General features: G+C 61.3%; 25 protein-coding genes. 16 read left to right on the forward strand and 9 right to left on the reverse strand.

What is annotated here, in order from left to right:
* Positions 1–3 precede the first annotated feature (3 nt).
* Complete coding sequence (locus tag ABTV29_RS01205) at positions 4–885, forward strand: ABC transporter permease subunit (protein ID WP_433771714.1); 882 nt, start codon at positions 4–6, stop codon at positions 883–885.
* Entirely contained in the window at positions 882–1772 is an 891-nt protein-coding gene (locus tag ABTV29_RS01210; protein WP_433768441.1) for an ABC transporter permease subunit, read from the forward strand. The genes ABTV29_RS01205 and ABTV29_RS01210 overlap by 4 nt, the downstream gene beginning before the upstream one ends.
* A 147-nt stretch (positions 1773–1919) precedes the next feature.
* On the opposite strand, the gene ABTV29_RS01215 is transcribed toward ABTV29_RS01210, so the two are convergent.
* The gene (locus ABTV29_RS01215) at positions 1920–2561 is read right to left on the reverse strand and encodes an HD domain-containing protein (RefSeq protein ID WP_433768442.1); all 642 of its coding nucleotides are present in this window, start codon (positions 2559–2561) and stop codon (positions 1920–1922) included.
* A 305-nt stretch (positions 2562–2866) separates the two neighbouring features.
* Between ABTV29_RS01215 and ABTV29_RS01220 the strand changes: the two genes are divergently transcribed.
* Positions 2867–3832 carry a GlxA family transcriptional regulator gene (locus ABTV29_RS01220; RefSeq protein ID WP_433768443.1) on the forward strand — a complete coding sequence of 322 codons (966 nt, stop codon included), beginning with the start codon at positions 2867–2869 and terminating at the stop codon, positions 3830–3832.
* Positions 3833–3959: 127 nt separating this feature from the next.
* On the opposite strand, the gene ABTV29_RS01225 is transcribed toward ABTV29_RS01220, so the two are convergent.
* Both ABTV29_RS01225 and ABTV29_RS01230 read right to left on the reverse strand, forming a co-directional pair.
* A complete protein-coding gene (locus ABTV29_RS01225; RefSeq protein WP_433768444.1) occupies positions 3960–6371 on the reverse strand; it encodes a penicillin acylase family protein in 2412 nt (803 codons plus the stop codon).
* 111 nt (positions 6372–6482) lie between these two features.
* Positions 6483–7064, reverse strand: a complete 582-nt coding sequence (locus ABTV29_RS01230) for a DUF6436 domain-containing protein (RefSeq protein WP_433768445.1) — start codon at positions 7062–7064, stop codon at positions 6483–6485.
* A 97-nt stretch (positions 7065–7161) separates the two neighbouring features.
* Between ABTV29_RS01230 and ABTV29_RS01235 the strand changes: the two genes are divergently transcribed.
* On the forward strand, positions 7162–8109 hold the full coding sequence (locus ABTV29_RS01235) for an alpha/beta hydrolase (RefSeq protein ID WP_433768447.1): 948 nt from the start codon (positions 7162–7164) through the stop codon (positions 8107–8109).
* Between the two features lie 111 nt (positions 8110–8220).
* On the opposite strand, the gene ABTV29_RS01240 is transcribed toward ABTV29_RS01235, so the two are convergent.
* The gene (locus ABTV29_RS01240) at positions 8221–8973 is read right to left on the reverse strand and encodes a DUF2059 domain-containing protein (RefSeq protein WP_433768448.1); all 753 of its coding nucleotides are present in this window, start codon (positions 8971–8973) and stop codon (positions 8221–8223) included.
* Between the two features lie 108 nt (positions 8974–9081).
* Here ABTV29_RS01240 and ABTV29_RS01245 point away from each other — a divergent pair, with 108 nt between their 5' ends.
* Together ABTV29_RS01245 and ABTV29_RS01250 are read left to right on the forward strand one after the other, a co-directional pair.
* Entirely contained in the window at positions 9082–9714 is a 633-nt protein-coding gene (locus ABTV29_RS01245) for a 2OG-Fe(II) oxygenase (protein ID WP_433768449.1), read from the forward strand.
* A 2-nt stretch (positions 9715–9716) separates the two neighbouring features.
* A complete protein-coding gene (locus ABTV29_RS01250; RefSeq protein ID WP_433768451.1) occupies positions 9717–10214 on the forward strand; it encodes a DUF523 domain-containing protein in 498 nt (165 codons plus the stop codon).
* 113 nt (positions 10215–10327) lie between these two features.
* Here ABTV29_RS01250 and ABTV29_RS01255 read toward each other — a convergent pair whose 3' ends face one another.
* Positions 10328–10915 carry a transporter substrate-binding domain-containing protein gene (locus ABTV29_RS01255; protein ID WP_433768452.1) on the reverse strand — a complete coding sequence of 196 codons (588 nt, stop codon included), beginning with the start codon at positions 10913–10915 and terminating at the stop codon, positions 10328–10330.
* A 134-nt stretch (positions 10916–11049) separates the two neighbouring features.
* Here ABTV29_RS01255 and ABTV29_RS01260 point away from each other — a divergent pair, with 134 nt between their 5' ends.
* Positions 11050–11472, forward strand: coding sequence for a DUF4399 domain-containing protein (locus ABTV29_RS01260; RefSeq protein ID WP_433768453.1), 423 nt, complete (start codon positions 11050–11052; stop codon positions 11470–11472).
* A 57-nt stretch (positions 11473–11529) separates the two neighbouring features.
* On the opposite strand, the gene serA is transcribed toward ABTV29_RS01260, so the two are convergent.
* Entirely contained in the window at positions 11530–12759 is a 1230-nt protein-coding gene (serA, locus tag ABTV29_RS01265; RefSeq protein ID WP_433768455.1) for a phosphoglycerate dehydrogenase, read from the reverse strand.
* 206 nt (positions 12760–12965) lie between these two features.
* On the opposite strand from serA, the gene ABTV29_RS01270 reads away from it, so the two are divergent.
* The 4 genes from ABTV29_RS01270 to ABTV29_RS01285 all read left to right on the forward strand — a co-directional run bounded on the left by ABTV29_RS01270 (position 12966) and on the right by ABTV29_RS01285 (position 17295).
* On the forward strand, positions 12966–14360 hold the full coding sequence (locus tag ABTV29_RS01270; RefSeq protein WP_433768456.1) for an FAD-binding oxidoreductase: 1395 nt from the start codon (positions 12966–12968) through the stop codon (positions 14358–14360).
* 37 nt (positions 14361–14397) lie between these two features.
* Complete coding sequence (locus ABTV29_RS01275) at positions 14398–15063, forward strand: fumarylacetoacetate hydrolase family protein (RefSeq protein ID WP_433768457.1); 666 nt, start codon at positions 14398–14400, stop codon at positions 15061–15063.
* Between the two features lie 203 nt (positions 15064–15266).
* Positions 15267–16193 carry an SdiA-regulated domain-containing protein gene (locus ABTV29_RS01280; protein ID WP_433768458.1) on the forward strand — a complete coding sequence of 309 codons (927 nt, stop codon included), beginning with the start codon at positions 15267–15269 and terminating at the stop codon, positions 16191–16193.
* 184 nt (positions 16194–16377) lie between these two features.
* Positions 16378–17295: an SdiA-regulated domain-containing protein gene (locus ABTV29_RS01285; protein WP_433768459.1), complete on the forward strand. Its 918-nt coding sequence runs from the start codon at positions 16378–16380 to the stop codon at positions 17293–17295.
* 127 nt (positions 17296–17422) lie between these two features.
* Here the strand turns inward: ABTV29_RS01285 and rpiA are convergent, their stop codons facing one another.
* Positions 17423–18097 (reverse strand): ribose-5-phosphate isomerase RpiA, encoded by a 675-nt coding sequence (gene rpiA, locus ABTV29_RS01290; protein ID WP_433768460.1) that lies wholly within the window; start codon positions 18095–18097, stop codon positions 17423–17425.
* A gap of 278 nt (positions 18098–18375) precedes the next feature.
* Between rpiA and ilvA the strand changes: the two genes are divergently transcribed.
* Entirely contained in the window at positions 18376–19890 is a 1515-nt protein-coding gene (gene ilvA / locus ABTV29_RS01295; protein WP_121104196.1) for a threonine ammonia-lyase, biosynthetic, read from the forward strand.
* Positions 19891–19929: 39 nt separating this feature from the next.
* Positions 19930–20355, forward strand: coding sequence for a DUF2269 domain-containing protein (locus ABTV29_RS01300; protein ID WP_433768461.1), 426 nt, complete (start codon positions 19930–19932; stop codon positions 20353–20355).
* A gap of 104 nt (positions 20356–20459) precedes the next feature.
* Here ABTV29_RS01300 and ABTV29_RS01305 read toward each other — a convergent pair whose 3' ends face one another.
* Complete coding sequence (locus tag ABTV29_RS01305; RefSeq protein ID WP_433768462.1) at positions 20460–21116, reverse strand: HAD family hydrolase; 657 nt, start codon at positions 21114–21116, stop codon at positions 20460–20462.
* A 143-nt stretch (positions 21117–21259) separates the two neighbouring features.
* Here ABTV29_RS01305 and ABTV29_RS01310 point away from each other — a divergent pair, with 143 nt between their 5' ends.
* The gene (locus ABTV29_RS01310; protein ID WP_007897732.1) at positions 21260–21739 is read left to right on the forward strand and encodes an RNA pyrophosphohydrolase; all 480 of its coding nucleotides are present in this window, start codon (positions 21260–21262) and stop codon (positions 21737–21739) included.
* Positions 21740–21761: 22 nt separating this feature from the next.
* Complete coding sequence (ptsP, locus tag ABTV29_RS01315) at positions 21762–24041, forward strand: phosphoenolpyruvate--protein phosphotransferase (protein WP_433768464.1); 2280 nt, start codon at positions 21762–21764, stop codon at positions 24039–24041.
* Between the two features lie 114 nt (positions 24042–24155).
* Here ptsP and ABTV29_RS01320 read toward each other — a convergent pair whose 3' ends face one another.
* Positions 24156–24902, reverse strand: coding sequence for an NRDE family protein (locus ABTV29_RS01320; protein WP_433768466.1), 747 nt, complete (start codon positions 24900–24902; stop codon positions 24156–24158).
* A 132-nt stretch (positions 24903–25034) separates the two neighbouring features.
* On the opposite strand from ABTV29_RS01320, the gene ABTV29_RS01325 reads away from it, so the two are divergent.
* Positions 25035–25817, forward strand: a complete 783-nt coding sequence (locus tag ABTV29_RS01325; protein WP_433768467.1) for a sulfite exporter TauE/SafE family protein — start codon at positions 25035–25037, stop codon at positions 25815–25817.
* Positions 25818–25858: the final 41 nt, after the last annotated feature.

The following is a 25858-nucleotide window of genomic DNA, read 5'->3' on the forward strand; positions in this document are numbered from 1 at the left end:
ATAATTCCCGGTGGCCGCCAGCTGGTCATCGGGGTTCCTTTCGTCTGGCTGTTCCTGTTCTTCATGTTGCCGTTCTTCATCGTTCTGAAGATCAGCTTCGCCGAAGCCGACGTGGCCATTCCGCCGTACACCGAAATCTACAGCTACGCCGAGCAGAAGCTGCAAGTGCTGCTCAACCTTGGCAACTACGCCATGCTCAGCGCCGACGAGTTGTACATCTCGGCATACCTGGGCTCGTTGAAGATGGCGTTCTTCAGCACCCTTCTGTGCCTGTTGATCGGCTACCCGATGGCCTACGCCATCGCCAGTGCCCGCAAAGAGCTGCAAACGGTGCTGGTGCTGCTGATCATGATGCCGACCTGGACCGCGATCCTGATCCGCGTGTATGCGTGGATGGGCATCCTCAGCAACAACGGTCTGCTCAACGGTTTCCTGATGAGCATGGGCTGGATCAGCGAACCGCTGCAGATCCTCAACACCAACCTGGCGGTGTACATCGGCGTCGTGTATTCGTACCTGCCGTTCATGATCCTGCCGCTGTACGCCAACCTGGTTAAACACGACGCAAGCCTGCTGGAAGCCGCATCCGACCTGGGTTCGAGCACCTTCAACAGCTTCTGGAAGATCACCATTCCACTGTCCAAGAACGGCATCATCGCCGGCTGCATGCTGGTGTTCATCCCGGTGGTGGGCGAGTTCGTGATCCCTGAGCTGCTCGGCGGTCCGGAAACCCTGATGATCGGTAAAGTGCTCTGGCAAGAGTTCTTCAACAACCGTGACTGGCCGGTGGCGTCCGCCCTGGCGGTGGTGATGCTGGCGATCCTGATCGTGCCGATCATCCTGTTCAACCGCAGTCAGGCCAAGGAAATGGAGGGTAAAGAATGAAACGCTTCCGTTTCTCCAGCCTGATGCTGGTACTGGGTTTGCTGTTCATCTACCTGCCGATGCTGATCCTGGTGATCTACTCGTTCAACGCCTCGAAACTGGTGACGGTGTGGGGCGGCTGGTCGATCAAGTGGTACGTCGGCCTGATGGACAACACGCAACTGATGGGCTCGGTGGTGCGCTCGCTGGAAATCGCCTGCTATACGGCGATTGCAGCGGTGGCACTGGGTACCCTGGCGGCGTTCGTCCTGACCCGCATCACCCGCTTCAAGGGTCGCACGCTGTTCGGTGGCCTGGTCACCGCGCCGCTGGTGATGCCTGAGGTGATCACCGGTCTGTCGCTGTTGCTGCTGTTCGTGGCCATGGCGCAGATGATCGGCTGGCCGCAGGAACGCGGCATCGTGACGATCTGGATCGCTCACACCACGTTCTGTGCGGCGTATGTGGCGGTGGTGGTGTCGGCGCGCTTGCGTGAGCTGGACCTGTCCATCGAAGAAGCGGCCATGGACCTGGGTGCCAAGCCGTTCAAGGTGTTCTTCCTGATCACCATCCCGATGATCGCGCCATCGCTGGCGGCGGGCGGCATGATGTCCTTCGCCCTGTCGCTGGATGACCTGGTGTTGGCCAGCTTCGTGTCGGGCCCGGGTTCCACGACCCTGCCGATGGAAGTGTTCTCGGCGGTGCGCCTGGGCGTGAAGCCTGAGATCAACGCCGTGGCCAGTCTGATTCTGTTGGCGGTATCGCTGATGACCTTCCTGGTCTGGTTCTTCGGCCGTCGCGCCGAGGAAGCGCGCAAGCGTGCGATCCAGCAAGCCATCGAAGAAGGCGCAGCCGACTCCTGGAAACAACCGGACGTGCGCCGCGCGCAAGCGCCGGAAGCGGCTTGAGCCTCAAATTGGGTTGACCACACTTTTGTGGCCAACCCAAATCCCTGTGGGAGCGGGCTTGCCCGCGATAGCGGAGTGTCAGTCGACGAATATGTCTCTGACACACCGCCATCGCGAGCAAGCTCGCTCCCACAAGTTTTTTTGTGCTCAGGAAACCCAGGGCGAGCTGCGGATGACCTCGACGAAGTTCATCGGCTTGAACCCCGGCTCCTGCTCCACCAGCACATCCGTCTTGACGTTGCCGAACGTCGTCTGCGGACGATGGCGCAAGCCGTTGGCAAAGGCGCAGATGATGCACTCCTTGAACCCTTCACCCCGTGGATGCGCATGCACCACCGCTTCGCGCTGCACGGTGGGGAACGCCGCGTAGTCCATGCCCAGCACGTCCATTTCAACGCCGGCCGTCACCAGCGCCACGGTCGGGCGCAGGTGTTGCGGTACACCCGGCGTGGTGTGCAGGGCGATCGACAGCCACACCTGCTCGATATCGTCATCACTGAAACCGTAAGGCTTGAGGAACGCTGCCGCCGCGTTGGCACCATCGACTTCAAAGCGCTCGGTGTCGCTGCGATAACCCTCCACCAGGCCGATGTCATGGAACATTGCGCCGACGTACAACAGCTCCGGATTGTAGGCCAGCTGCTTGCGTTCACCGCTCAACGCACCGAACAGAAACACCCGGCGCGAGTGGTGGTAGAGCAGGTCGGATTCGACGTCGCGGATGTATTCGGTGACGGCATTGGCCAACGTACTGTCAGGGATTTTGATACCGGCAATGGTGGTGCTCATGGGGGCTTCCTCGTGGTGAACGCCGGGGCGGCGCTGAGGGTTTCAGTGTGTTCGCGCACCCCAGGGCGGACAATCGATCCATGGCTGCGATCCCGGCCAATGAGCATCCATATCGTGCCAACCTCGCTTGTTGGCCACCGATTGGCTAGGGTTGCACGCGTGCCCTCTGTAGGAGCGAGCCTGCTCGCGATGCACGTGAGGGCGCCACGTTGATTCAGGCAGCCCTCGTCATCGTTGACGTCCATCGCGAGCAGGCTCGCTCCTACAAGGGGGTGTGCTCAGGTCCATAGAAGGCGATTAGTGTCATGAGTAAAACCGTTGCCATCGTCGTATTCGCCGGCGTCCAGTCGCTGGATGTCACCGGTCCCATGGATGTGTTTTCCGAGGCCAATCGATTCCTCGCGCCCGAGGATCACTATCGGCTGGAGGTGATTGGTGTCGAGCGTGGAGTGATGGCATGTTCCAACGGCCTGGCGCTGAACGCCCACCGGCATTTCAGCGAGGCGTTGGAGGCCTATGACTTGCTGTTGGTCGCCGGCGGACCGCAATTGCCGTTCATGGATTTCGGGGCGACGTTCGATGCCTGGCTGCGCGATGCCTGCGTGCGGGCGACGCGTTTTGGCTCGATCTGCAACGGCGCCTTCATGCTTGCCCGCGCCGGGTTGCTGGAAGGGCGCACGGTGACGACCCACTGGGATGACGCTGCGGCACTGGCGATGCTATGCCCGTCGACCAGGGTGGAAGCTGATCGCCTGTACGCGCAGGATGGCGAGCTCTACACCTCGGCCGGCGTCACAGCGGGGATCGACCTGTCGTTGTACCTGCTGGGCCGCGATCACGGCCCTGACGTGGCGCTGAGCGTGGCCAAGCGGCTGGTGGTGTTCACCCAGCGTTCGGGTGGCCAGTCACAGTTCAGCCCGTTCCTCACGCCCCACGCCGAACCGACTTCAGCGGTGGCCATGGTCCAGCATTACGTGTTGGCCAACCTGACCGGCGACCTGACCATCGCCGACCTGGCCAACGCCGCGAACATGAGTGCACGCAACTTTTCCCGGGTGTTCGCCAAGGAAGCGAAAGTCACCCCGGCCGAGTTCGTCGAACGGGCGAGGGTGGATGCGGCGCGGGTGATACTGGAGAGCACCAATGCGCCGCTCAAGACCGTGGCGTATCAATGCGGATTCCGCGATGCCCAGCACATGCGCAGTGTGTTCAACCGAAGGCTGGGGGTGACACCGCAGCAGTTCAGGCAGAACTTTACGGCGATGGTTTGAGTCATGAATCTTCGCTGTTGTTGAGGGCCTCATCGCGAGCAGGCTCGCTCCCACAGTGGTTCGGTGTAAGCAATGCCAATGTGGGAGCGAGCCTGCTCGCGATAGCGTCAGCCCGGCCAGCAAAAATCTATTGCCCCGACCGCGCCGGCAGAAGCTTCAACGTACTGCGAGTATTGGCCGTCACCTCTTCATCATTGAGATGCGCCTGGAAGTAAACCCCTTCGATGTACGCCTCGGCCTGATCGTCATAGTGGCTGTCGAACAGCACACCACTCTGGCCCACCGGGTTGACGGTCAGGCTGTGGGTCGGGTCGGCGAAGTCGATCAGGCGTCGGGTCGAAGGGCCATAGGTCACCGGCCACGGTGCCGGGCCGATCTTCGCCGACAGGTTGTTCGGTACTTCATGGGTGCCGGGTGCGGCGAACGGACCGATGTTGAACAGCCGGTCCAGCGGCTTTTGCTGGCCCAGCGGATGGCCGTGGGTCAGGGTGTGCGCCTTGCCCCATTGCCATTGCGTGAAATCCGCACCAAACGTGTTCTTGAGGTGGGCAATGCTGGCCTGCCATGCCGCCTTGACCGTATCGGCGCGGGATTCCTTGCCGAGGGTGTTGCGGTTGTCCCACCAGGGTGAATCAGGGTTGGCTGCCAGCCTTGGCAGCGCGGCGTCGATCACGCGAGTCGAGAGCAGGGTTTCGAAGAAATCATCGCCCAGTTCATCGTGCATCGTCGCGTCAGCCAGATTGAACAGGAACTGGTTGAACAGCGTGGCGTTGAGCGAGTCCAGTGGGTAATCGCCTTTCCACTGGGCCAGTTGTTCCACCAGTTTCAATTCGGCGGGATCGGTCACCACGCTGCGCAGCACCGGAATCAGCGGTGCCAGCAAACGCGGACCGTAGCCTGTGGTGGTGCCCAGTTGCAGGGCCTGGCTGGACTCCAGATTCCATTTGACGTTCTTGTCGCCGAGCTGATGGTTGAGCTGCTGGCCCCGGTCGGCCAGGTTGTAATAGCCGGGGATCTCCATGCCCGTCGGTGACAGCGGCTGGAAATTCGCCGAGACGATGTAACCCCGCGTCGGGTTTTCTTCCTGGGGGTTGGCACTGAACGGGTAGAAGCCATCCTTGTCGGCGTCGCTGGTGCTGCCGTCGAGAATGAACCACGGCCGCACACCTGCCGGGCGTTTTGGCAGTTGTGCCGCAGCCCACCAGCCGATGTCGCCCTTGGCGTTGGCCCAGACGATGTTCAGGCCAGGCGCCTGGACTTTAGCCGCGGCGCTGCGGGCCTTGGCCAGCGTATCGGCGCGGTTGAGCTGGTAGAAGCCTTCAAGAATCGGGTTCTGGGATTCGAGAAACGCCCACCACATGGCAATGGGGGTTTTGCCGACGCTCTTGCCCAGTGCATCGTTGACGATCGGGCCGTGGGGCGACTGGCGCAGCACCAGCGTCACCGGGTCCTGGCCCTTGACCGCGATCTGCTGTTCGCTTGTCACCATGTCCACCCATTTGCCGCGGTACCAGACCTGATTGGGGTTGTCCGGGTTGGTCTTTTCGGCAATCAGATCCAGGTCATCGTTCTGGAACATGGTGATGCTCCAGCCGAAATCCCGGTTCATGCCCAGCGAGGCAAACGGCATCAGCGACTGATAGTGGCCATAGAGCTCGAAGCCGGGCATCGAGAGGTGTGCTTCGTACCACACCGACGGCGCGGAAAAGCGAATATGCGGGTCACCCGCCAGCAGCGGCTTGCCACTTTTGGTGCGACTGCCGGCCACGGCCCAGGCGTTGCTGCCCTCGAATTGCGGCAGGCCGTTGTCGGCCAAGGCCTGCTCGCTCAGGCGGGCGAGGGCGTTGAGGTCCTTCCAGTCGACACTGGCCAGTGCTGGCGCGGTGTCGCTGTCGTGGCTGGTCAGCACGCCCTTTGGCTGCCAGTCGAGATCGAACACGCTCAGGTAGTCGGCGCCGAGTTGATCACGCACGAAGGTCAGCAGCGGTTCGGTGCGGAATGCCGCGGCAAAGCTGTAGGCCATGTAGCCGGCGATGCTGATGGTGTCCTGCGCGGTGAAAGGGCGTTTCGGGATGCCCAGCACATCGAACTCCACGGGTCTGGCGTGGCTGTCCTGATACTGGTTGATGCCATCCAGATAGGCCTGCATGGCGATGAAGGTGGGCGATTGTTTATCCAGGTTCGCCAGGTAGGTTTCGGCGCGTTCGCGAATGCGCAGGCTGCGCATCAGCTTGTCGGTGTCGAGCAGTTTCGGGCCGAGCACTTCGGCCAGCTCGCCACGGGCCAGGCGACGCAGGACTTCCATCTGGAACAGTCGGTCCTGGGCATGGACGTAACCCAGGGCGCGGTACAGGTCGGGTTCGTTTTCGGCACGGATGTGCGGCACGCCCCGCTCGTCGTAGCGCACGGTGACCGAGCCTTGCAGGTGTTGCAGTTCCACCATGCCCTGACGTGTCGGTTGCTTGCTGTAGAGGTATCCGCCGGCTCCTGCGGCGAGCGCGGCGATCAGCAATCCGAGAACGGTCAGGCTACGTTTCATGGTGACTCCTTGTTGTTATGGGTGGCAGCAGTTCCCTGGTGCCACTGTTTAACACGGCTCACAGAATGTATGCATCGCCCGTAGGAGGGATTCGCGGCGCGGGGTTTGACCTTATCGGGTGGTGTCGACCGGCCAGGGGCAGTAACACCCCACCGCGAGTGTGTGCGTGGCACTCACCGGGCGACCTTCGTTCAGCGCCTTGAGGATCGGCTCGATAAAGCTGTTGCTGGAGTTGCAGGTCAGGCCTTCGCTGTAGGGGCCGAAGTACGCCAGTTTGCCGCTGCGGTCCCAGATCGCCACGGCGGGGCTGGCGGGGATCTGCTCGGAACCGGGCAGGATGTCGAGGGTTTTCAGGCTGCTCAGGGTGTTCGGCAACTGGCCGTGGCTGCCGGCTTTTTGCACCGAATAGAATTCGACGCCCTGGGGACGGTATTGCTCGACCAGTTCGCTCAGGTGTTGTTGATTGCCGACATTGCACGGGCAGGCCGGGTCCCAGAAATGGACCAAGCGAATAGCGCCAGGGCCGGCAAGGGTGTCGGGAAGTCGCAGCGGATCGCCGGAGAACAGCGCCGTGTGCTCGCTGAACGCGCGCAGATAGCGCCCCTGGAACCAGTCATAGGCCGCCCACAGGACCGCGGCGCACAGCAGGGCAAGCAGGCTGATAAACAGGGTGGCGCGCAAGGGCGATCGCATGGGTTCAATCCTCGAAGGTCGGCTAGCTTGCCATGCTTGCCGCGACAGATGAATATCGCAGATCAATCAAGCCCGTTTTGCCCCCCTGGAATCGCTCATGTCCGCCACCTTCGACCCTGATCAACTGCGCGCCAGCCTGCGGCCCCTGACCGAAGGGCAGCCATTGTCTGCGCAGGCGCTGGCCTATCAGCGGTTTTACGGGCTGGACTTTTCCTCGCGTAACGTCAGCAGCCGGCTGGGGCGGTTTCAGGTCGACGGTTATGAATTGGTCAGTCAGGTCTGGTGGCCCGAGCGGCCGAAGGCGACGCTGTTTGTCATCCACGGTTTCTACGATCACACCGGCCTCTATCGGCATGTGATCGAGTGGGCGCTGGAGCAGGACTTTGCTGTCATCGCCTGCGATTTGCCGGGGCATGGGCTGTCCAGCGGCGAGCGGGCCAGCATCAGGGACTTCGCCGAGTACCAGGACACCTTGCAAGGGCTGTTTGCCGAAGCGCAGTCCCTGGGCCTGCCGCAACCGTGGCACCTATGTGGACAGAGCACCGGCGGGGCGATCGTGATCGATCACGTGTTGCATGCGGGGGCGGACAGTCCGGCCCAGGGCCAGGTGATCCTGTTGGCGCCGCTGGTGCGGCCGCGCTCGTGGGGTTGGTCGCAGCTCAGTTATTACCTGCTCCGGCCATTCGTCAAAGCCATCGCCCGGCGCTTCAGTGAAAACTCCAACGACCCGGCTTTTCTGCCATTCCTGCAGGCCGACCCCTTGCAACCGCTACGCCTGCCGACGGCATGGGTGGGGGCGTTGGCGCGCTGGATCAAGCGCGTGGAAGCCGCGCCGGCCAGCCCCCGGCGACCTCTGGTTGTGCAGGGGCAGGCGGACATGACGGTGGATTGGCAGCACAACCTGGAGGTGTTGAAAGCCAAGTTTGATCGGCCCCAGGTGTTGATGCTGCCAGAGGCGCGGCATCATCTGGCGAATGAGGCGGCAGTGTTGCGCGGGGAGTTTTTCGGGTTTTTGAGCAAGCGGATCAAGGGCAGGAATCTTTAGCGGCTTTGATGGCCCCATCGCGAGCAGGCTCGCTCCCACAGTGGTTCGGTGTAAACAGATCCATTGTGGGAGCGAGCCTGCTCGCGATGGCGGTTTGTAAGGTGCCGAAAGTTACTGGCTCAGGTTCGAATTGCTCTGCCCCACCGCCAATCCCGCCTTGATCGCCGCCAGCGCCGCCTGATAATAAGCCTTGCCCTCGGCCGACTCGGCAAAGGTGGCGAACTCTTCCAGCTCTTCATCCGACAGATCGCGATAGACGTACAACAGGGTGTTGTTCAGGTCGCTGCCGATCTGGTCCATCAGGCGCTGGCGTTGCCCGTTCAACATCCCCTGGGCCTGGCCTGCACCGAGCAGGCCGGGAATCATCGAACTCAGGCTGTCGGCGGCCACACCGGCGATCGCCAGGCTGACTTCGGCGCCGGCCTCGCGTGCGGGCAACGCCTGGGCCAGGTGGCCGATGATCAGCAGGCGGCTGTCGCTGGCCGTCATCTTTGGCAGGCCCTTGGCGTTTTTTGCCAATTGATCGCGGCGGGTCGCCAGCAGCTCGGCGGCCACGATCTTCTTGCCCAGCGGGGTCTGGAAAAACGCCAGGGCAGGCTTGGGGTCGGCGAGGTTCTTGCGCAATTGCGCTTCGGCGCGCTGGTCTACGGCCTTGGGATCGAAACGCTGGTTGCTGTTGTTGACCAGGGCCTGGAACACCGCTGGCGGCAGGCTGCTCTGGTAGCGTTGTTGGGCTGCGGAGAGGGCGTCGTTGAAATGCGCGCGTTGTTCCGGCCAGCCTGCGACCTTGTACAACTGGTCGTGGCCGTCTGCCCAGGCGGGCAAAACGCAGAACATCAGCAGAGAGAAAAGCAAACGGCGCATAGGGACTCCTGTCAGCAGGCGACTATTCTCCGTGTGGCATACGGTCTTGTCGAGAATTCGTATCAACCCGCCGCGTGGCTCTGTCGGATTTTCAAGCGCGGGAATACTATGCGCGCCATGCAAATATCTTCTGATCACCCATTGCTGTTACGAATCGTCGATGACCTGGCTGCCAATGGCTGGTCGCGGCAAAATATTTTCCTGCCTCTGGATCTGACCCGCGCGCTGGCGGCCGAGTGCCGTAAACGCAATGCCGAGGGCGAGCTGGCGCCGGCGGCGGTCGGGCGCGGGCCTTCCACGGAGATTCGCGAGGGGATTCGTGGCGATCACATCCAGTGGATCGAGCCAGGCCAGGCCGAGTCCTGCGACAGCTACCTGAACCTGATGGACAGCCTGCGCGAAGCGATGAACCGCCACCTGTTCCTGGGCCTGGAAGATTTCGAGTGCCATTTCGCGATGTACCCGCCCGGCGCGTTCTACCTCAAGCACGTCGACCGTTTCCGCGATGACGACCGGCGCACGGTGTCGGCGGTGGTCTACCTCAATGACACCTGGCTGCCGGAGCACGGTGGTGAGTTGCGCATGTACCTGGACGAGGATACGCAACACGATGTGCTGCCGACCGGCGGCTGCCTTGTGGTGTTCCTCTCGGGTGACGTGCCCCATGAAGTCCTGCCGGCGACCCGTGATCGTCTGTCATTGACCGGCTGGTTCCGGCGTCGCGGCAACGAGCCGTTCTGATCATGCAGAAAATCCTGGTCAGCCGTTGCCTGCTGGGTCATCGCGTCCGTTACGACGGCGGTGCCAGCGGGCCGTTCGATCAATTGCAACTGTGGCTCGACGAAGGTCGGGTCGTGCCCTTGTGCCCGGAAGTCGCCGGAGGCTTGCCGACACCCCGGGCGGCCGCGGAGATTCCGGGCGGGCAGGGCGCGCAAGTGCTGGATGGGCAGGCGGCGGTGATCACCACCGAGGGCGTCGACGTCAGCGCGCAGTTTCTCTCCGGGGCCCGGCAAGCTCTGGAACTGGTGCAAAAGCATGACATCCGCATTGCCGTGCTCAAGGCCAACAGCCCGTCCTGCGGTAATCGGCTGACCTATGACGGGACCTTCAGCGGGGTGAAGGTCAGTGGCGAAGGGGTGACGGCGGCGTTGCTCAGGCGCCATGGGGTGCTGGTGTTCAGTGAGCTGGAATTGGCTGAGGCGGCGCAGGCTTTGGCAACACAGGACCGACAATCACCATAAAACCCTGTGGGAGCGAGCCTGCTCGCGATGGCGGCTCAACGTTCAACAATTGTGTCGACTGTTACTCCGCTATCGCGAGCAGGCTCGCTCCCACAGTGGGTTCCTCATTGGTATCAGGGCTTCGGCATCTCACCCGATTCCGCCCCAAACCACTTCTCCTCCAGCGCCTGCATGCGGCCATCGGCCTTGATCCGCTGCAACGCGTTTTCCAGGCTGGCGTGAAACGCCGGGTTGCCCTTCTGGAACGGTATCGCCAGGTTCACCGTCGGGGAGGCCTTGGGCTTTGCTTCTGTCAGCGACTGCACCAACAGGATGGACTGCGGTTGCTCGTCTTTCTGCGCGATCAATTGCGCGCTGGTGCGAATGTAAGGCTCGCTGAAGTCGAAACGATCCGTGAGCGCCGGGGTCTGTGTAATGTGATTGATGGCGATGTCGTACTTGCCGCTTTCAACACCGGTCAACAGATCGTTGGTGTCGGTGACGACAAAGTCGGCGCGCACATCCAGTTCGTTGGCCAGCAATTGACCCAGTTCGACTTCGAAGCCTTCCAGCTTCTCGTCTTTCTTGAAATTGAACGGGGGGGTATTAGCCTCAAGGGCGATGCGCAGTTCGCCGCGGTCGTTTACATCGTCAATCAGTTCGGCGTGAGCCAATGGGCTCAAAAGGGGTAGCAGGCAGATCAGGCCAGGCAGAAAGCGCATGGTCACTCCTTGAATTCATTATTGCGACGCTCTGGTTCAGGCTCGCTTTGCTATGGTTGTCGAGTGCCTTCGACAACGATTGACCATGAAGTTGTGATGGTCACGGGAATTTTACGTAAAAACTGGAGAAGAGAATGAAAACCTTTATGTCACGTGCTGCCTTGGCTGGCCTGTTGATGGGTGTTTCCGTGCTGGCCAGTGCTACGCCGGCGCCGAAGGGTGCCGAAGTGTCCATCGTTTCTCCCAAGGACGGCGGCACGGTTCCGCAGACCTTCGTGGTCAAGTTCGCTGTTGAAAATGTTTCGCTGGCACCTGCGGGCGACCCCACCAAGAACACCGGCCATCACCATTTGCTGGTCGACGTCGACCAGTTGCCGGCCGCCGGCCAGCCGATTCCGAACGATGCCAACCACCTGCATTTCGGCAAGGCGCAGACCCAGGCCGAAGTGACGCTGAAACCGGGCGAGCACACCTTGCAACTGGAGTTGGGCGACGCCAACCACCTGCCGTTCGATCCGCCGATCCTCTCGGAGAAAATCACCGTCCACGTCAAATGACGCGCGGATGAAAAAAGGGAGCCATCAGGCTCCCTTTTTTTGTCGCTCAAGTCGCTATCAGAACAGTACGCGGCTACGGATGGTGCCGTTGACGTGCTGCAGCTTCTCTTGCGCCAGTTCCGAGTATTCGGCGTCTACGTCGATAACCACGTAGCCGACTTTCTCGTTGGTCTGCAGGAACTGACCGGAAATGTTGATGCCGTTTTCGGCGAAGACCTTGTTGATCTCGCTCATCACACCCGGGATGTTCTCGTGGATGTGCAGCAGGCGGTGCTTGCCAGGGTGAGCCGGCAGGGCCACTTCCGGGAAGTTCACGGACGATACCGAGGTACCGTTGTCGCTGTACTTGACCAGCTTCTCGGCCACTTCCAGGCCGATGTTGGCTTGCGCCTCGGCGGTGGAACCACCGATGTGCGGGGTCAGGATCACGTTGTCCAGGCCACGCAGCGGGCTTTCGAACTCTTCGTCGTTGGAGCGTGGCTCCACCGGGAATACGTCGATGGCCGCGCCGATCAGGTGCTTGTCCTTGATGGCGTCTGCCAGGTGGTCCAGCTCGACCACGGTGCCGCGCGCGGCGTTGATCAGGATGCCGCCCTTCTTGATGGCGCGGATTTCCTTCTCGCCGATCATCCACTGGGTCGCAGCGGTTTCCGGAACGTGCAGGGTCACGATGTCGGACATGCCCAGCAGTTCGTGCAGGTTGGCGACCTGAGTGGCGTTGCCCAGAGGCAGCTTGGTCACGGTGTCGTAGAAGTAAACCTGCATGCCCAGGCCCTCGGCCAGGACCGACAGTTGGGTACCGATCGAGCCGTAACCGACGATGCCCAGCTTCTTGCCGCGGATTTCGAAGGAGTTGGCCGCGCTCTTGATCCAGCCGCCACGGTGGCAGGAAGCGTTCTTCTCAGGGATGCCGCGCAGCAACAGGATCGCTTCGGCCAGTACCAGCTCGGCAACGGAGCGGGTGTTGGAGTACGGGGCGTTGAACACGGCGATACCGCGCTCGCGAGCCGCTTCCAGGTCAACCTGGTTGGTGCCGATGCAGAAGCAGCCGACAGCGACCAGCTTCTTCGCGTGATCGAAGATCTCTTCGGTCAGTTGAGTGCGCGAGCGAATGCCGATGAAGTGAGCATCAGCGATCTTTTCCTTGAGCTGGGCATCCGGCAGAGAACCTGTGAGGTACTCGATGCTGGTGTAGCCCGCCGCCTTGAGGACGTCGACAGCCGATTGGTGGACGCCTTCGAGAAGAAGGAACTTGATCTTGCTCTTATCGAGAGAAGTCTTGCTCATCTGCGTAAACCTGTATCCCGGAGAAAAATGGCAGGGAAGGGAGCAGCCCGGAGCTGACCCGGACGGCAGGAAAGCCGTCGCCGCAGAACAGCCGTTGGGCACTATCCTGCGGGGTCGGTATGCTAGCATACGCGCCCTGCTAAACACTCATTCCTGCGACGTGAAGCGTTCTCAGGATGACCATGAATTGTTCGAGAGTTCTGTCGATGACCAATCCTGCCCTGATTGAAGAACTGAAGACCCTGGTCGAGCCTGGCAAGGTATTGACCGATGCCGACTCCCTGAATGCTTATGGTAAGGATTGGACCAAGCACTTCGCCCCTGCCCCGAGCGCCATCGTCTTTCCCAAGACTACCGAGCAGGTCCAGGCCATCGTCCTGTGGGCCAACAAGCACAAGGTCGCGCTGGTGCCGTCCGGCGGTCGTACCGGGCTTTCCGCCGCTGCCGTGGCCGCCAATGGCGAAGTCGTTGTCTCCTTCGACTACATGAATCAGATCCTCGACGTGAACCTGACCGACCGCACCGCCGTTTGTCAGCCAGGCGTGGTGACCGAGCATTTGCAGAACGTGGCCGAAGAAAAGGGCCTGTACTACCCGGTGGATTTCGCTTCGGCAGGTTCCAGCCAGATTGGCGGCAACATCGGCACCAATGCCGGCGGAATCAAGGTAATTCGCTACGGCATGACCCGTAACTGGGTCGCCGGCATGAAAGTCGTGACCGGCAAGGGTGATGTGCTGGAACTGAACCGCGACCTGATCAAGAACGCCACCGGCTACGACATGCGCCAGCTGTTCATCGGCGCCGAGGGCACCCTCGGTTTTGTCGTCGAAGCCACCATGCGCCTGGATCGTGCCCCGAAAAACCTTACCGCGATGGTCCTCGGCACCGCCGATTTCGATTCGATCATGCCGGTACTGCACGCATTCCAGAGCAAGCTCGACCTGACCGCCTTCGAATTCTTCTCCGACAAGGCCCTGGCCAAGGTCATGGCGCGCGGCGACGTACCGGCGCCGTTCGAGTCCGATTGCCCGTTCTACGCGCTGCTGGAATTCGAAGCGACCACCGAAGAAGTGGCCAACCTCGCCCTGGAAACCTTCGAGCACTGCGTGGAGCAGGGCTGGGTGCTGGACGGTGTGATGAGCCAGAGCGAAACCCAGCTGCAGAACCTGTGGAAGCTGCGCGAGTACATCTCGGAAACCATTTCCCACTGGACGCCGTACAAGAACGACATTTCGGTCACCGTGTCGAAAGTCCCGGCTTTCCTGAAGGAAATCGACGCGATCGTCGGCGAACACTATCCGGATTTCGAAATTGTCTGGTTCGGCCACATTGGCGACGGCAACCTGCACTTGAACATCCTCAAGCCGGATAACCTGAGCAAGGACGAGTTCTTCGCCAAGTGCGCCACCGTCAACAAGTGGGTGTTCGAAACCGTCGAGAAATACAACGGTTCGATCTCCGCCGAGCACGGCGTGGGCATGACCAAGCGTGATTACCTGGCCTACAGCCGCTCGCCGGTCGAGATCGAGTACATGAAAGCGCTCAAGGCCGTGTTCGACCCGAACGGCATCATGAACCCGGGCAAGATTTTCGCTGTTTGACTTTCGCATCCAAGAGCTACGAACCAGGAGTCGGTCCATGAGCTATCAGCACCAGTATGTCGACGGTACGCGTATTCATTTCCCGCTGGGGAAAGTGGTGTGCATCGGCCGTAACTACGCCGAACACGCCAAGGAACTGGACAACCCGGTGCCTACCGAGCCGCTGTTGTTCATCAAGCCGGGCAGTTGTGTCGTGCCGCTGGAAGGTGGCTTCAGCATTCCGACCGATCGTGGTTCGGTGCATTACGAAGCGGAAATCGCGGTGTTGATCGGCAAGCCGTTGTCGACCAAACCGAGCCGTGAAGAAGTGCTCGACGCCATCTCCGGTTTCGCGCCGGCCCTGGACCTGACCCTGCGCGACAAGCAGGCCGAGCTGAAAGCCAAGGGCCTGCCCTGGGAAATCGCCAAGTCCTTCGACGGCGCGGCGGTGATCGCGCCGTTCGTGTCCGGCAGCACCTTTGCCGACCTGACCGACATCGGCATTCGCCTGACCATCAACGGTGAAGTTCGCCAGGACGGCAACAGCAGCGTCATGCTCAACCCGATCGTGCCGATGATCCAGCACATGGCCGGGTGCTTCTCGCTGCAGGCCGGTGATGTGATCCTGACCGGCACGCCGGTTGGCGTCGGGCCGCTGAATGTCGGCGATGAACTGGTGCTGGAGCTGCCAGGCGTGAGCCGTTTTACCAGTAGCGTTCGTTAGAACGCCACTGAACCCTGTGGGAGCGAGCCTGCTCGCGAAGAAGGCGTGCCAGTCGACATAAATGTTGTCTGATACTCCGCGTTCGCGAGCAGGCTCGCTCCCACAGTGGATTTGTGATTGCCTGCAATTTCCCGATTTTTTCACAGGGTGTCTGGATAATTCTCAGACTTCCCCATGCCTGATTTTCTGGAATCCATTCTCTGATGGCCACTCAACCGCTTTCCACGCTTAAATCTACCCGCCGCTCGCGCTTCGCCTTGCGTTGGTACACCTGGCTGTTGCTGCTGGCAGTGGTTGCCTATGGCCTGGCGTTCGCCATGCATTGGGATGATCGAGGCGTGCTGTGGGTGAAGGAGCGTTTCGAAAGCGCCGCCGAGAAGCAGCAGAGCGTCTGGCTGCCGGACTATCACGCGGTGATCGACGCCAAGCTGCTGCCGGGCATGGAAAGGGACGAGGCATCGGATGTGGCCTACGATCCCCAGACCAAAACCCTGTTTTCGGTGATGGGCAAGAATCCGTTCCTGGTCGAGCTGAACCTGCAGGGCGATGTGCTGCGCAAGATGCCGCTGGTGGGCTGGAGCAACCCGGAAGGTGTCACCGTGTTGGGCAACGGACTGCTGGCGATTGTCGATGAGCGCGATCACCTGATCACTATCGTCAAGGTCGATGCCGATACTCGCGAGCTGAACATCGCCAATTTCCCGAAATATGATCTCGGCCCTTCGAAAGACCAGAACAAGGCATTCGAAGCCATCACCTGGGATTCGAGCAATCAGCAACTGCTGCTGGGTGAAGAACGTCCGCCGGCGCTGTTCACCTGGAAAAGTGACGGCAAGGCCCTGAGCGGTGACAAGATCAAGCTTGCCAGTCACGCACTGGACGTTCGCAACCTGTCGGCCCTTGCCATCGATCCGCGTACCGGTCACATGCTGGTGCTGTCCGCCGACTCGCACCTGCTGCTGGAACTGGACAAGAAGGGCGAGCAGGTCAGCTTCATGACCCTGCTGCACGGCTTCAACGGTCTGAAAAACACCATCCCACGCGCCGAAGGCGTGACCATGGACGAGGCGGGCACGATATACATCGTGAGCGAACCGAACCTGTTCTACCGTTTCGAAAAACAGAAGTAATCTCCGCGCCCCCTGTAGGAGCTGCCGAAGGCTGCGATCTTTTGACTTTGCCTTTAAAAAATCAAAAGATCGCAGCCTCCGGCAGCTCCTACACAGGCGTGTTTATTTCGGTTTATGACCATTAAGCTTTAATTCAGACAGGCGTGATATTTCATCCGCCTGTTTTGACTCCGAGCTTGTGCCCATGCGTCGATTTGCCCGCCCCAAACCGCTGATTCTCCTAGTGTTGATGATTGCGCTGATCCTGTCGGTCGCGATCGGTCAGTACCTGCGCCTGTTCGAGCGCGCCTGGTTCAACCTCAATACGCTTTGGCAGCCGGTGAATGCTCAATCCATTGGACTGGATCAGTACCGAGTGGTGCTGGAGGGGCAGGTCATTGATGGGCTGGACGATGATGTTTCGGCGCTGACCTACGATCCGATTCGCAAAAGCCTGTTTACCGTCACCAACAAGAACTCAGAGCTGATCGAACTCTCCCTCGATGGCAAGATTTTGCGCCGGGTTGCGCTGGTCGGGTTTGGCGACCCGGAAGCGGTCGAGTTCATCAGCGCCGACACTTACGTCATCACCGACGAATACCAGCAGCGGTTGATCAAGATTCATCTGGAGCAGGACACCACCTTTCTGGACGCCGCGGATGCGGAACAGATGACCCTCGGCTTGCATATGGGCGGCAATTTGGGTTTTGAGGGGCTGGCTTACGACTCGGTGGGCAAGCGCCTGTTTGTCGCCAAGGAGCGCGACCCGATGCTGATCTACGAAGTGCACGGGTTTCCGCACTTCAATCCGGAAAAATCCTACGCGGTACACGTTATCAACAACCCCAAGCGTGATGCCGGGATGTTCGTACGCGACCTGTCGAGCCTGCAATATGACGAGCGCAGTGGTCACTTGCTGGCGCTGTCGGATGAATCGCGGCTGGTTCTGGAGCTGGATGTGGACGGGCGACCGCTGAGCACTATGTCGTTGAGAAAGGGGCGCCAGGGGTTGCAAAAGACCGTGCCGCAGGCGGAAGGGATCGCCATGGATGACGACGGTACGATGTACCTGGTGAGTGAGCCGAATCTGTTTTACGTCTTCAGGAAGCCACCACAACCCTGACAGACCCCGCAAAAACAACTGTGGGAGCGAGCCTGCTCGCGATGGGGCCCTAACATTCAACATCTCTGTTGGCTGTTACACCGCTATCGCGAGCAGGCTCGCTCCCACAGGTTTTGCTTTTGTTGGCTTAGTTAGCGCGCAGGGTTTTCACGCCTTCACTGGTCCCCAGCAACAGCAAATCCGCCGGCCGCGCCGCGAACAGGCCGTTGGTAACCACGCCAACAATCGCGTTGATCTGCGTTTCCAGCTCCACCGGGTTGGTGATTTGCATGTTGAACACATCGAGGATGATGTTGCCGTTGTCGGTCACTACGCCTTCGCGGTAGACCGGGTCGCCGCCCAGCTTGACCAGTTGGCGGGCCACGTGGCTGCGGGCCATCGGAATCACTTCCACCGGCAGCGGGAACGCGCCGAGCACCGGTACCAGCTTGCTGGCGTCAGCGATGCAGATGAAAGTCTTGGCCACGGCCGCGACGATCTTCTCGCGGGTCAGCGCCGCGCCGCCGCCCTTGATCAGGTTCAGGTGCTCGTCGCTTTCATCGGCGCCGTCGACGTAGAACTCCAGGTCGCTGACTGTGTTCAGTTCGTACACCGGAATGCCGTGGCCCTTGAGGCGGGCGGCAGTGGCTTCGGAGCTGGCGACCGCGCCATCGAACGCACCCTTGTGCTGGGCCAGGGCGTCGATGAAGCAGTTGGCGGTGGAGCCGGTGCCGACCCCGACGATGCTCTTGTCGTCGAGTTTCGGAAGGATGAAGTCGACGGCGGCCTGGGCCACTGCCTGTTTGAGTTGATCCTGGGTCATGCGGGCTCCGAGGTGTCGAAGGGGGGAAACGAGAGGCCAGCATTATAGGCCTCGGGGCGGGGAAGGTCATTGCCCGATTGGCATATTCGGCAGAGCGACGCGGTCCCCGTGGGAGCAAAGCTTGCTCGCGATGTTCGTGAACGATAACGCGCATATCCAGATACCCAGCGGCGCTCCAGGGTTTTTCGCGAGCAGGCTCGCTCCTACAGGGTGGTCGCCCGCCCAAAAGCCGGGTTAGACTCCTTGGTCCCGCCCAACCCGCTCAGTGATGCTTTCCGATGCTTGAACAGTACGTCAAAAAGATCCTCACCTCGCGCGTTTATGACGTTGCCGTAGAAACCCCATTGCAGACTGCCCGCCAGCTCTCCGAGCGGCTGGGCAATGAGATTTGGCTCAAGCGCGAAGACTTGCAGCCGGTGTTCTCGTTCAAGATTCGCGGCGCGTACAACAAACTCACGCAGCTGAGCGACGAAGAGCGCGCCCGTGGCGTGGTCACGGCTTCGGCGGGCAACCATGCCCAGGGCCTGGCGCTGGCTGCGAAGGTATTGGGTGTGAAGGCGACCATCGTCATGCCCAAGACCACCCCCGAGATCAAGGTCGAAGGCGTGCGTTCGCGTGGCGGCAAAGTGGTGCTGCACGGCGACTCGTTCCCCGAAGCCCTGGCCTACTCGCTGAAGCTCGTCGACGAAAAGGGCTACGTCTACATTCATCCCTATGACGATCCCCACACCATTGCCGGGCAGGGCACGGTGGCCATGGAGATTCTGCGCCAGCATCCGGGGCGCCTGGATGCGATTTTCGTTCCGGTGGGTGGTGGCGGCCTGATCGCCGGCATCGCGGCGTACGTCAAATACCTGCGCCCGGACATCAAGATCATCGGTGTCGAGCCGGACGACTCCAACTGCCTGCAAGCCGCCATGGCCGCGGGCGAGCGCGTGGTGCTGCCGACCGTGGGCATCTTCGCCGACGGCGTGGCGGTGGCGCAGATCGGTCAGCACACCTTCGATATCTGCAAGGACCACGTCGATGAAGTGATCACCGTCAGTACCGACGAGATCTGCGCAGCGATCAAGGATATCTACGACGATACCCGCTCGATCACTGAACCTGCCGGCGCCTTGGGCGTGGCCGGGATCAAGAAATACGTCGAGCAACGCGGTGTCACCGGGCACACCTTCGTCGCCATCGACTCCGGCGCCAACGTCAACTTCGACCGCTTGCGCCATGTGGCCGAGCGCGCGGAGCTGGGCGAGGGCCGCGAAGCCATCATCGCCGTGACCATTCCCGAGAAACCGGGCAGCTTCAAGGCGTTCTGCGAAGCCATCGGCAAGCGCCAGATCACTGAATTCAACTACCGCTACAACACCGGCAGCGAAGCGCACATCTTCGTCGGCGTGCAAACGCACCCGGACACCGACCCGCGCAGCGCACTGATCGCCAGCCTTGGCGAGCAGGGTTTCCCGGTGGTCGACCTGACCGACAACGAACTGGCCAAGTTGCACATTCGCCACATGGTCGGCGGTCGCGCGGCGCACGTGGTGGATGAAGTGATCCTGCGCTTCGAGTTCCCGGAGCGTCCGGGGGCCTTGTTCAACTTCCTCAACAAACTCGGCGGGCGCTGGAATATCTCGATGTTCCACTACCGCAACCATGGCGCGGCGGATGGTCGTGTGGTCGCGGGGCTGCAGGTTCCCCATGACGAGCGTCATCTGGTGCCGGCGGCGCTGGAAGAAATCGGTTACCCGTACTGGGATGAAAGCGACAACCCGGCCTATCAGCTGTTTCTTGGCTGACCGGCTACGCTGAGGGGCAACGCATAAGGAGATCGAACCATGGAAACCTTAACTGCCCTCAAGACGGCGCACATGGTGGCGACGGTGGTTGTGCTGCTTTGCGCGCTGGGCCTGGGGGTCTGGGTCTGGCGCACCAAGCGTAATGGCGACGCGACGGCTCCGAGCCGCACCTTGCAAAGTCCGCGTGTGTTCATCTGGCTGTTGATGGGGTTGGCGCTGCTGAGCATGCCATTCACCGGATGGTGGATGGTGCATCTGGTGGGCTGGCCGCTGGGGCAAACCTGGCTGCTGGCCTCGAGTGTGCTGTACACCGTGGCGGCGCTGGCGTGGTTCTGGCTGCTGGTGCGGTTGAACAAAGTGCGCAAGACGCCGGGTGGCGTGGGCAAGTTCAGCTTTGCCTTGGCGTTGTTCAGCTTTGTCTGCTTTGTCGCCATTGCCGGGTTGATGGGTGCCAAGCCGGTTTGATGCCTTAACCTGTGTCGCCCCATTCGCGAGCAGGCTCGCTCCCACAGGGGGGGTGCGTCGATCGCAAATCCACTGTGGGAGCGAGCCTGCTCGCGATGGCGTAATCAGTCGCGCAACGAAATCACCGGCCAGCCACGCTTCTCGGCCTCAGCCCGCAGATTCGGATCCGGATCAACCGCCACCGGATTCGCCACCTGCTCCAGCAGTGGCAGGTCATTCATCGAGTCGCTGTAGAAGTAGCTGTCCTCCAGGTTGTACCCGGTCTCCTCCAGCCAACGATTGAGTCTCGTCACCTTGCCCTCACGGAAGCACGGCACGTCGGTGCTGCGCCCGGTGTAGCGGCCATCGACCATTTCGCATTCGGTGGCGATCAGGGTGTCGACGCCCAGGCGCTCGGCGATGGGGCCGGTAACGAAGCGGTTGGTGGCGGTGATGATCACCAGCTTGTCGCCAGCATCACGGTGTTTGGCCAGCAGTTCGAAGGCCTTGGGCAACATCAGTTGGTCAATGCAGTCGCGCATGAACTCGTTGTGCCACTGGTCCAGCGTGGCCATTTCTGTACGGCCCAGGACTTCCAGGCAGAAGTTCAGGTAGGCGGCGTTATCCAGCTTGCCAGCCAGGTAGTCCTGATAGAACTCGTCGTTGCGCGCCTTGTAGGCCACAGGGTCGAGGAAGCCGCGTTCACACAGGTAATCGCCCCAGGCGTGGTCGCTGTCGCCGCCCAGAAGCGTGTTGTCCAAGTCGAATAAAGCCAGCCGCATTGCAGTTACTCGCTGAAAAGTCTGTAGAAAGGCGTCCAGAATACGGACTTTTCACAAGAGTGCACATAAGGTAAGACGGCGCGTTGCTGCCCTCACGACCTTTGTGGAACAATGCGGCGACATGCGTTTGCGAGGTTGTTGCCGTGATCGACCCCGATGGTTTTCGTCCTAATGTCGGGATCATTCTTACGAATGATGCCGGCCAGGTGCTATGGGCTCGCCGAATCAATCAAGATGCCTGGCAGTTTCCTCAGGGCGGGATCAACCCCCAGGAGACGCCGGAAGACGCCTTGTACCGCGAGTTGAACGAAGAAGTGGGCCTGGAGCGCGAAGATGTTGAAATACTCGCCTGCACCCGGGGCTGGTTGCGCTATCGTTTGCCGCAACGTCTGGTCAGGACGCACAGCCAACCGCTGTGCATCGGCCAGAAACAGAAGTGGTTTCTCCTGCGCCTGATCTCCAACGAGCAGCGGGTGCGGATGGATTTGACCGGTAAACCGGAATTCGATGGCTGGCGCTGGGTCAGCTATTGGTATCCGCTGGGCCAGGTGGTGACATTCAAGCGCGAGGTGTATCGACGCGCTCTCAAAGAGCTTGCCCCGCGCCTTTTAGCGCGCGACTGACGACGGAGTTCGACCCCGAGCCATGCTCAATACGCTGCGCAAGATCGTCCAGGAAGTTAACTCCGCCAAGGATCTCAAGGCGGCGTTGGGGATTATTGTGTTGCGCGTCAAAGAGGCCATGGGCAGCCAGGTCTGCTCGGTCTACCTGCTTGACCCCGAGACCAACCGTTTCGTGCTGATGGCCACCGAGGGCTTGAACAAGCGCTCGATCGGCAAGGTCAGCATGGCCCCCAATGAAGGTCTGGTCGGCCTGGTCGGCACGCGTGAAGAACCCCTGAACCTCGAAAACGCCGCGGATCACCCGCGCTACCGCTACTTCGCCGAGACCGGCGAAGAACGCTACGCCTCGTTCCTCGGGGCGCCGATCATTCACCACCGTCGCGTCGTCGGCGTGCTGGTCATTCAACAGAAAGAACGCCGCCAGTTCGATGAGGGTGAAGAAGCCTTCCTCGTGACCATGAGCGCGCAGCTCGCCGGCGTTATCGCCCACGCCGAGGCCACCGGCTCCATCCGCGGCCTGGGCCGTCAGGGCAAGGGTATCCAGGAAGCCAAGTTCGTCGGCGTACCGGGTTCGCCGGGTGCTGCGGTGGGTACGGCCGTGGTCATGTTGCCACCGGCCGATCTGGACGTGGTGCCCGACAAGACCATCACCGACATCGACGCCGAGCTGGGGCTGTTCAAGACCGCCATCGAAGGCGTGCGCGCCGACATGCGTGCCCTGTCCGCCAAGCTCGCCACCCAGTTGCGCCCGGAAGAGCGCGCCCTGTTCGACGTCTATCTGATGATGCTCGACGATGCGGCGCTGGGCAGCGAAGTGACCACCGTGATCAAGACCGGGCAATGGGCCCAGGGTGCCCTGCGTCAGGTGGTGACCGATCACGTCAACCGCTTCGAATTGATGGACGACGAATACCTGCGTGAGCGGGCGTCGGACGTCAAGGACCTGGGTCGTCGGCTGCTCGCCTACCTGCAGGAAGAGCGTCAGCAGAATCTGGTCTACCCGGAAAAAACCATTCTGGTCAGCGAAGAGCTGACGCCGGCGATGCTCGGCGAGGTGCCGGAAGGCACGCTGGTCGGTCTGGTTTCGGTACTGGGTTCAGGCAACTCCCACGTTGCGATCCTGGCGCGAGCCATGGGCATCCCGACGGTGATGGGCCTGGTCGACCTGCCATACGCCAAGGTCGACGGCATCGAACTGATCGTCGACGGTAACCGTGGCGAGGTGTACACCAACCCCGGTGAAGTGTTGCGCAAGCAGTTCGCCGAAGTGGTGGAAGAAGAGAAACAACTGGCCCTGGGCCTCGATTCCCTGCGCGACCTGCCCTGCGTGACCACCGACGGCCACCGCATGCCGTTGTGGGTCAACACCGGCTTGCTGGCGGATGTGGCGCGTGCACAGAAGCGCGGCGCCGAAGGTGTCGGCCTGTACCGCACCGAAGTGCCTTTCATGATCAACCAGCGCTTCCCGAGCGAGAAGGAACAGCTGGCGATCTACCGCGAGCAGCTTGCCGCGTTCCACCCGCAACCGGTCACCATGCGTACGCTGGATATCGGTGGCGACAAGGCGCTGTCGTACTTCCCGATCAAGGAAGACAACCCGTTCCTCGGCTGGCGCGGCATTCGCGTCACCCTCGACCACCCGGAAATCTTCCTGGTACAGACTCGCGCCATGCTCAAGGCCAGCGAAGGCCTGAACAACCTGCGCATCCTGTTGCCGATGATCTCCGGCACCCATGAGCTGGAAGAAGCCCTGCATTTGATCCACCGTGCCTGGGGCGAGGTGCGCGACGAAGGCTGCGACGTGCCGATGCCGCCCGTGGGCGTGATGATCGAGATTCCGGCGGCGGTGTACCAGACCAAGGAATTGGCGCGGCAGGTGGACTTCCTGTCGGTCGGCTCCAACGACCTGACCCAGTACCTGCTGGCCGTGGACCGCAACAACCCGCGGGTGGCCGACCTCTACGACTACCTGCACCCGGCGGTGCTGCAAGCCCTGCAAACCGTAGTGCGCGACGCCCATGCCGAAGGCAAGCCGGTGAGCATCTGCGGCGAGATGGCGGGTGATCCGGCGGCGGCGGTGCTGTTGATGGCGATGGGTTTCGACAGCCTGTCGATGAACGCCACCAACTTGCCGAAGGTGAAGTGGATGCTGCGCCAGATCAACCTGGGCATGGCCAGGGAATTGCTGGCCCAGCTGATGACCATCGACAACCCACAAGTGATCCACAGCTCGCTGCAACTGGCGCTGAAGAACCTTGGGCTGGCGAAGATGGTCAACCCGGCTGCGGTCAAGGCTCTCTAAGCCTGCGGCGGCCCTATCGCGAGCAGGCTCGCTCCCACAATGGATCTCCCGTGTGTTGAAGATCCCTGTGGGAGCGAGCCTGCTCGCGATGAGGTCCGCCCGGACAGCGCAAAACTAAAGCCTGATCTCCACCTCCCCAAGATGCCCGCCATACGGCCCGAAACTCCTTTCGACCAGATGCCGAGCACCGTCGGCCTGCACAATCAGCGCCGTACTCGCCCGGGTCCCATAGCTCTGGCTGGCAATGAACACACTCGACAGCAGTGTCTCGGTGGCCAATCCCACCCCGGTGTCCGGCAGATCCGCAGCCGGCGCTTGCTGCGCATCGGCGAGTAATGCCAGCAACGCCTGAGGTTGCGGATCGTCGAGCACTTCGCTCAGCGCGGCTTTGGCCTTGAGCAATTTCGGCCACGGCGTATCCAGCCCCGCATTCGACAGCCCATACACGCCCGGTGCCAGCATCACCGCTTCCGATTCCCGGGCATTGAAGTGCCAGAGCTCATGGCTGTTGCCCACCAGTAGATTAAATCCGCCATATTCCGGCGAACGTGCAACAACGTCGCTCAAATAGTCATCAATTGGCAGTTCGCCGGTGAGAAAGCGCGCGACCAGTTCACCCCGGGACTTGCGCCCCGGCGGCCGCTGCGGATCGCGGATATTGGTCAGCGCGGCAAAGCGCCCGTGGCTGCCGACACCGAGCCAGGTGCCGCCGGCCTCCAGGTCGCGGCCGGCGTATACCTGCGGCGACTCAGGCCATTGCGCCAGCGGCAGGGTGGGGCGTGCATAGAATTCGTCGCGGTTGGCCGCCACGATCAGCGGCTGGGCATGCCCCGGTCGCCAGGCGAAAACAATCAGGCACATAAGGTGGTCCTTGTGTGTTTTTTGCCCACTCTACGCAGTCATCGTGCGGGTATCCATCGCCATCCAGTGGAGCCCGAGGCCATGCATCCGTTACCATGCCGCTCCGGTTTTGGGGTTGGGTGGGGAAACAGCATGGAATTTCTGCTCTATCTGGCGCTCGGCGCTTGTGCCGGTGTGCTGGCCGGGCTGTTTGGCGTGGGCGGCGGGATCATCATCGTTCCAGTGCTGGTGTACAGCTTTACCTTGCAGGGTTTCGATCAGTCGATCCTGACCCACCTCGCCGTCGGTACTTCGCTGGCGACCATCATCTTCACTTCGGTGAACGCAGTGCGCGAGCACCATCGTCGTGGCGCCGTGCGCTGGCCGATCTTCGTGTGGATGACGGTTGGCATTCTGATCGGTGCCGGATTCGGCGCCCTGACCGCCGAAGCGATTTCCGGACCCAACCTGCAAAAAATCATCGGTGTCTTTGCCCTGGTGATCGCCGCGCAACTGGCGCTGGACGTCAAGCCCAAGGCCAGTCGAACCGTGCCGGGCAAACTCGGCCTGACCGTGGCCGGCAGTGTGATCGGCTGGGCTTCGGCGATTTTCGGGATTGGCGGCGGTTCGCTGACCGTACCGTTCCTGACCTGGCGCAGCGTGCCGATGCAGCAGGCCGTCGCGACCTCGTCGGCCTGTGGCCTGCCGATCGCTTTTGCAAGTGCATTAAGTTTCATGATTCTGGGCTGGCACGATCCCCTGCTGCCGGCCCATAGTCTCGGTTTTGTTTATTTGCCGGCGCTGCTGGGCATTGCCCTGACCAGCATGGTGTTTGCCCGCATCGGCGCGCGACTGGCGCACAAGCTGTCGCCAAAGTTGCTGAAAAGGCTGTTTGCCGCTTTGCTGTTCTGCGTCGGCCTGAGTTTCCTGTTCTGACGCACGACACAATCCTGGCTTAATCCTGAGGTGGCAGCGTC

It is taken from the genome of Pseudomonas putida, assembly GCF_050989985.1.
In the GTDB taxonomy this organism is placed as follows: Bacteria; Pseudomonadota; Gammaproteobacteria; order Pseudomonadales; family Pseudomonadaceae; genus Aquipseudomonas; species Aquipseudomonas putida_AI.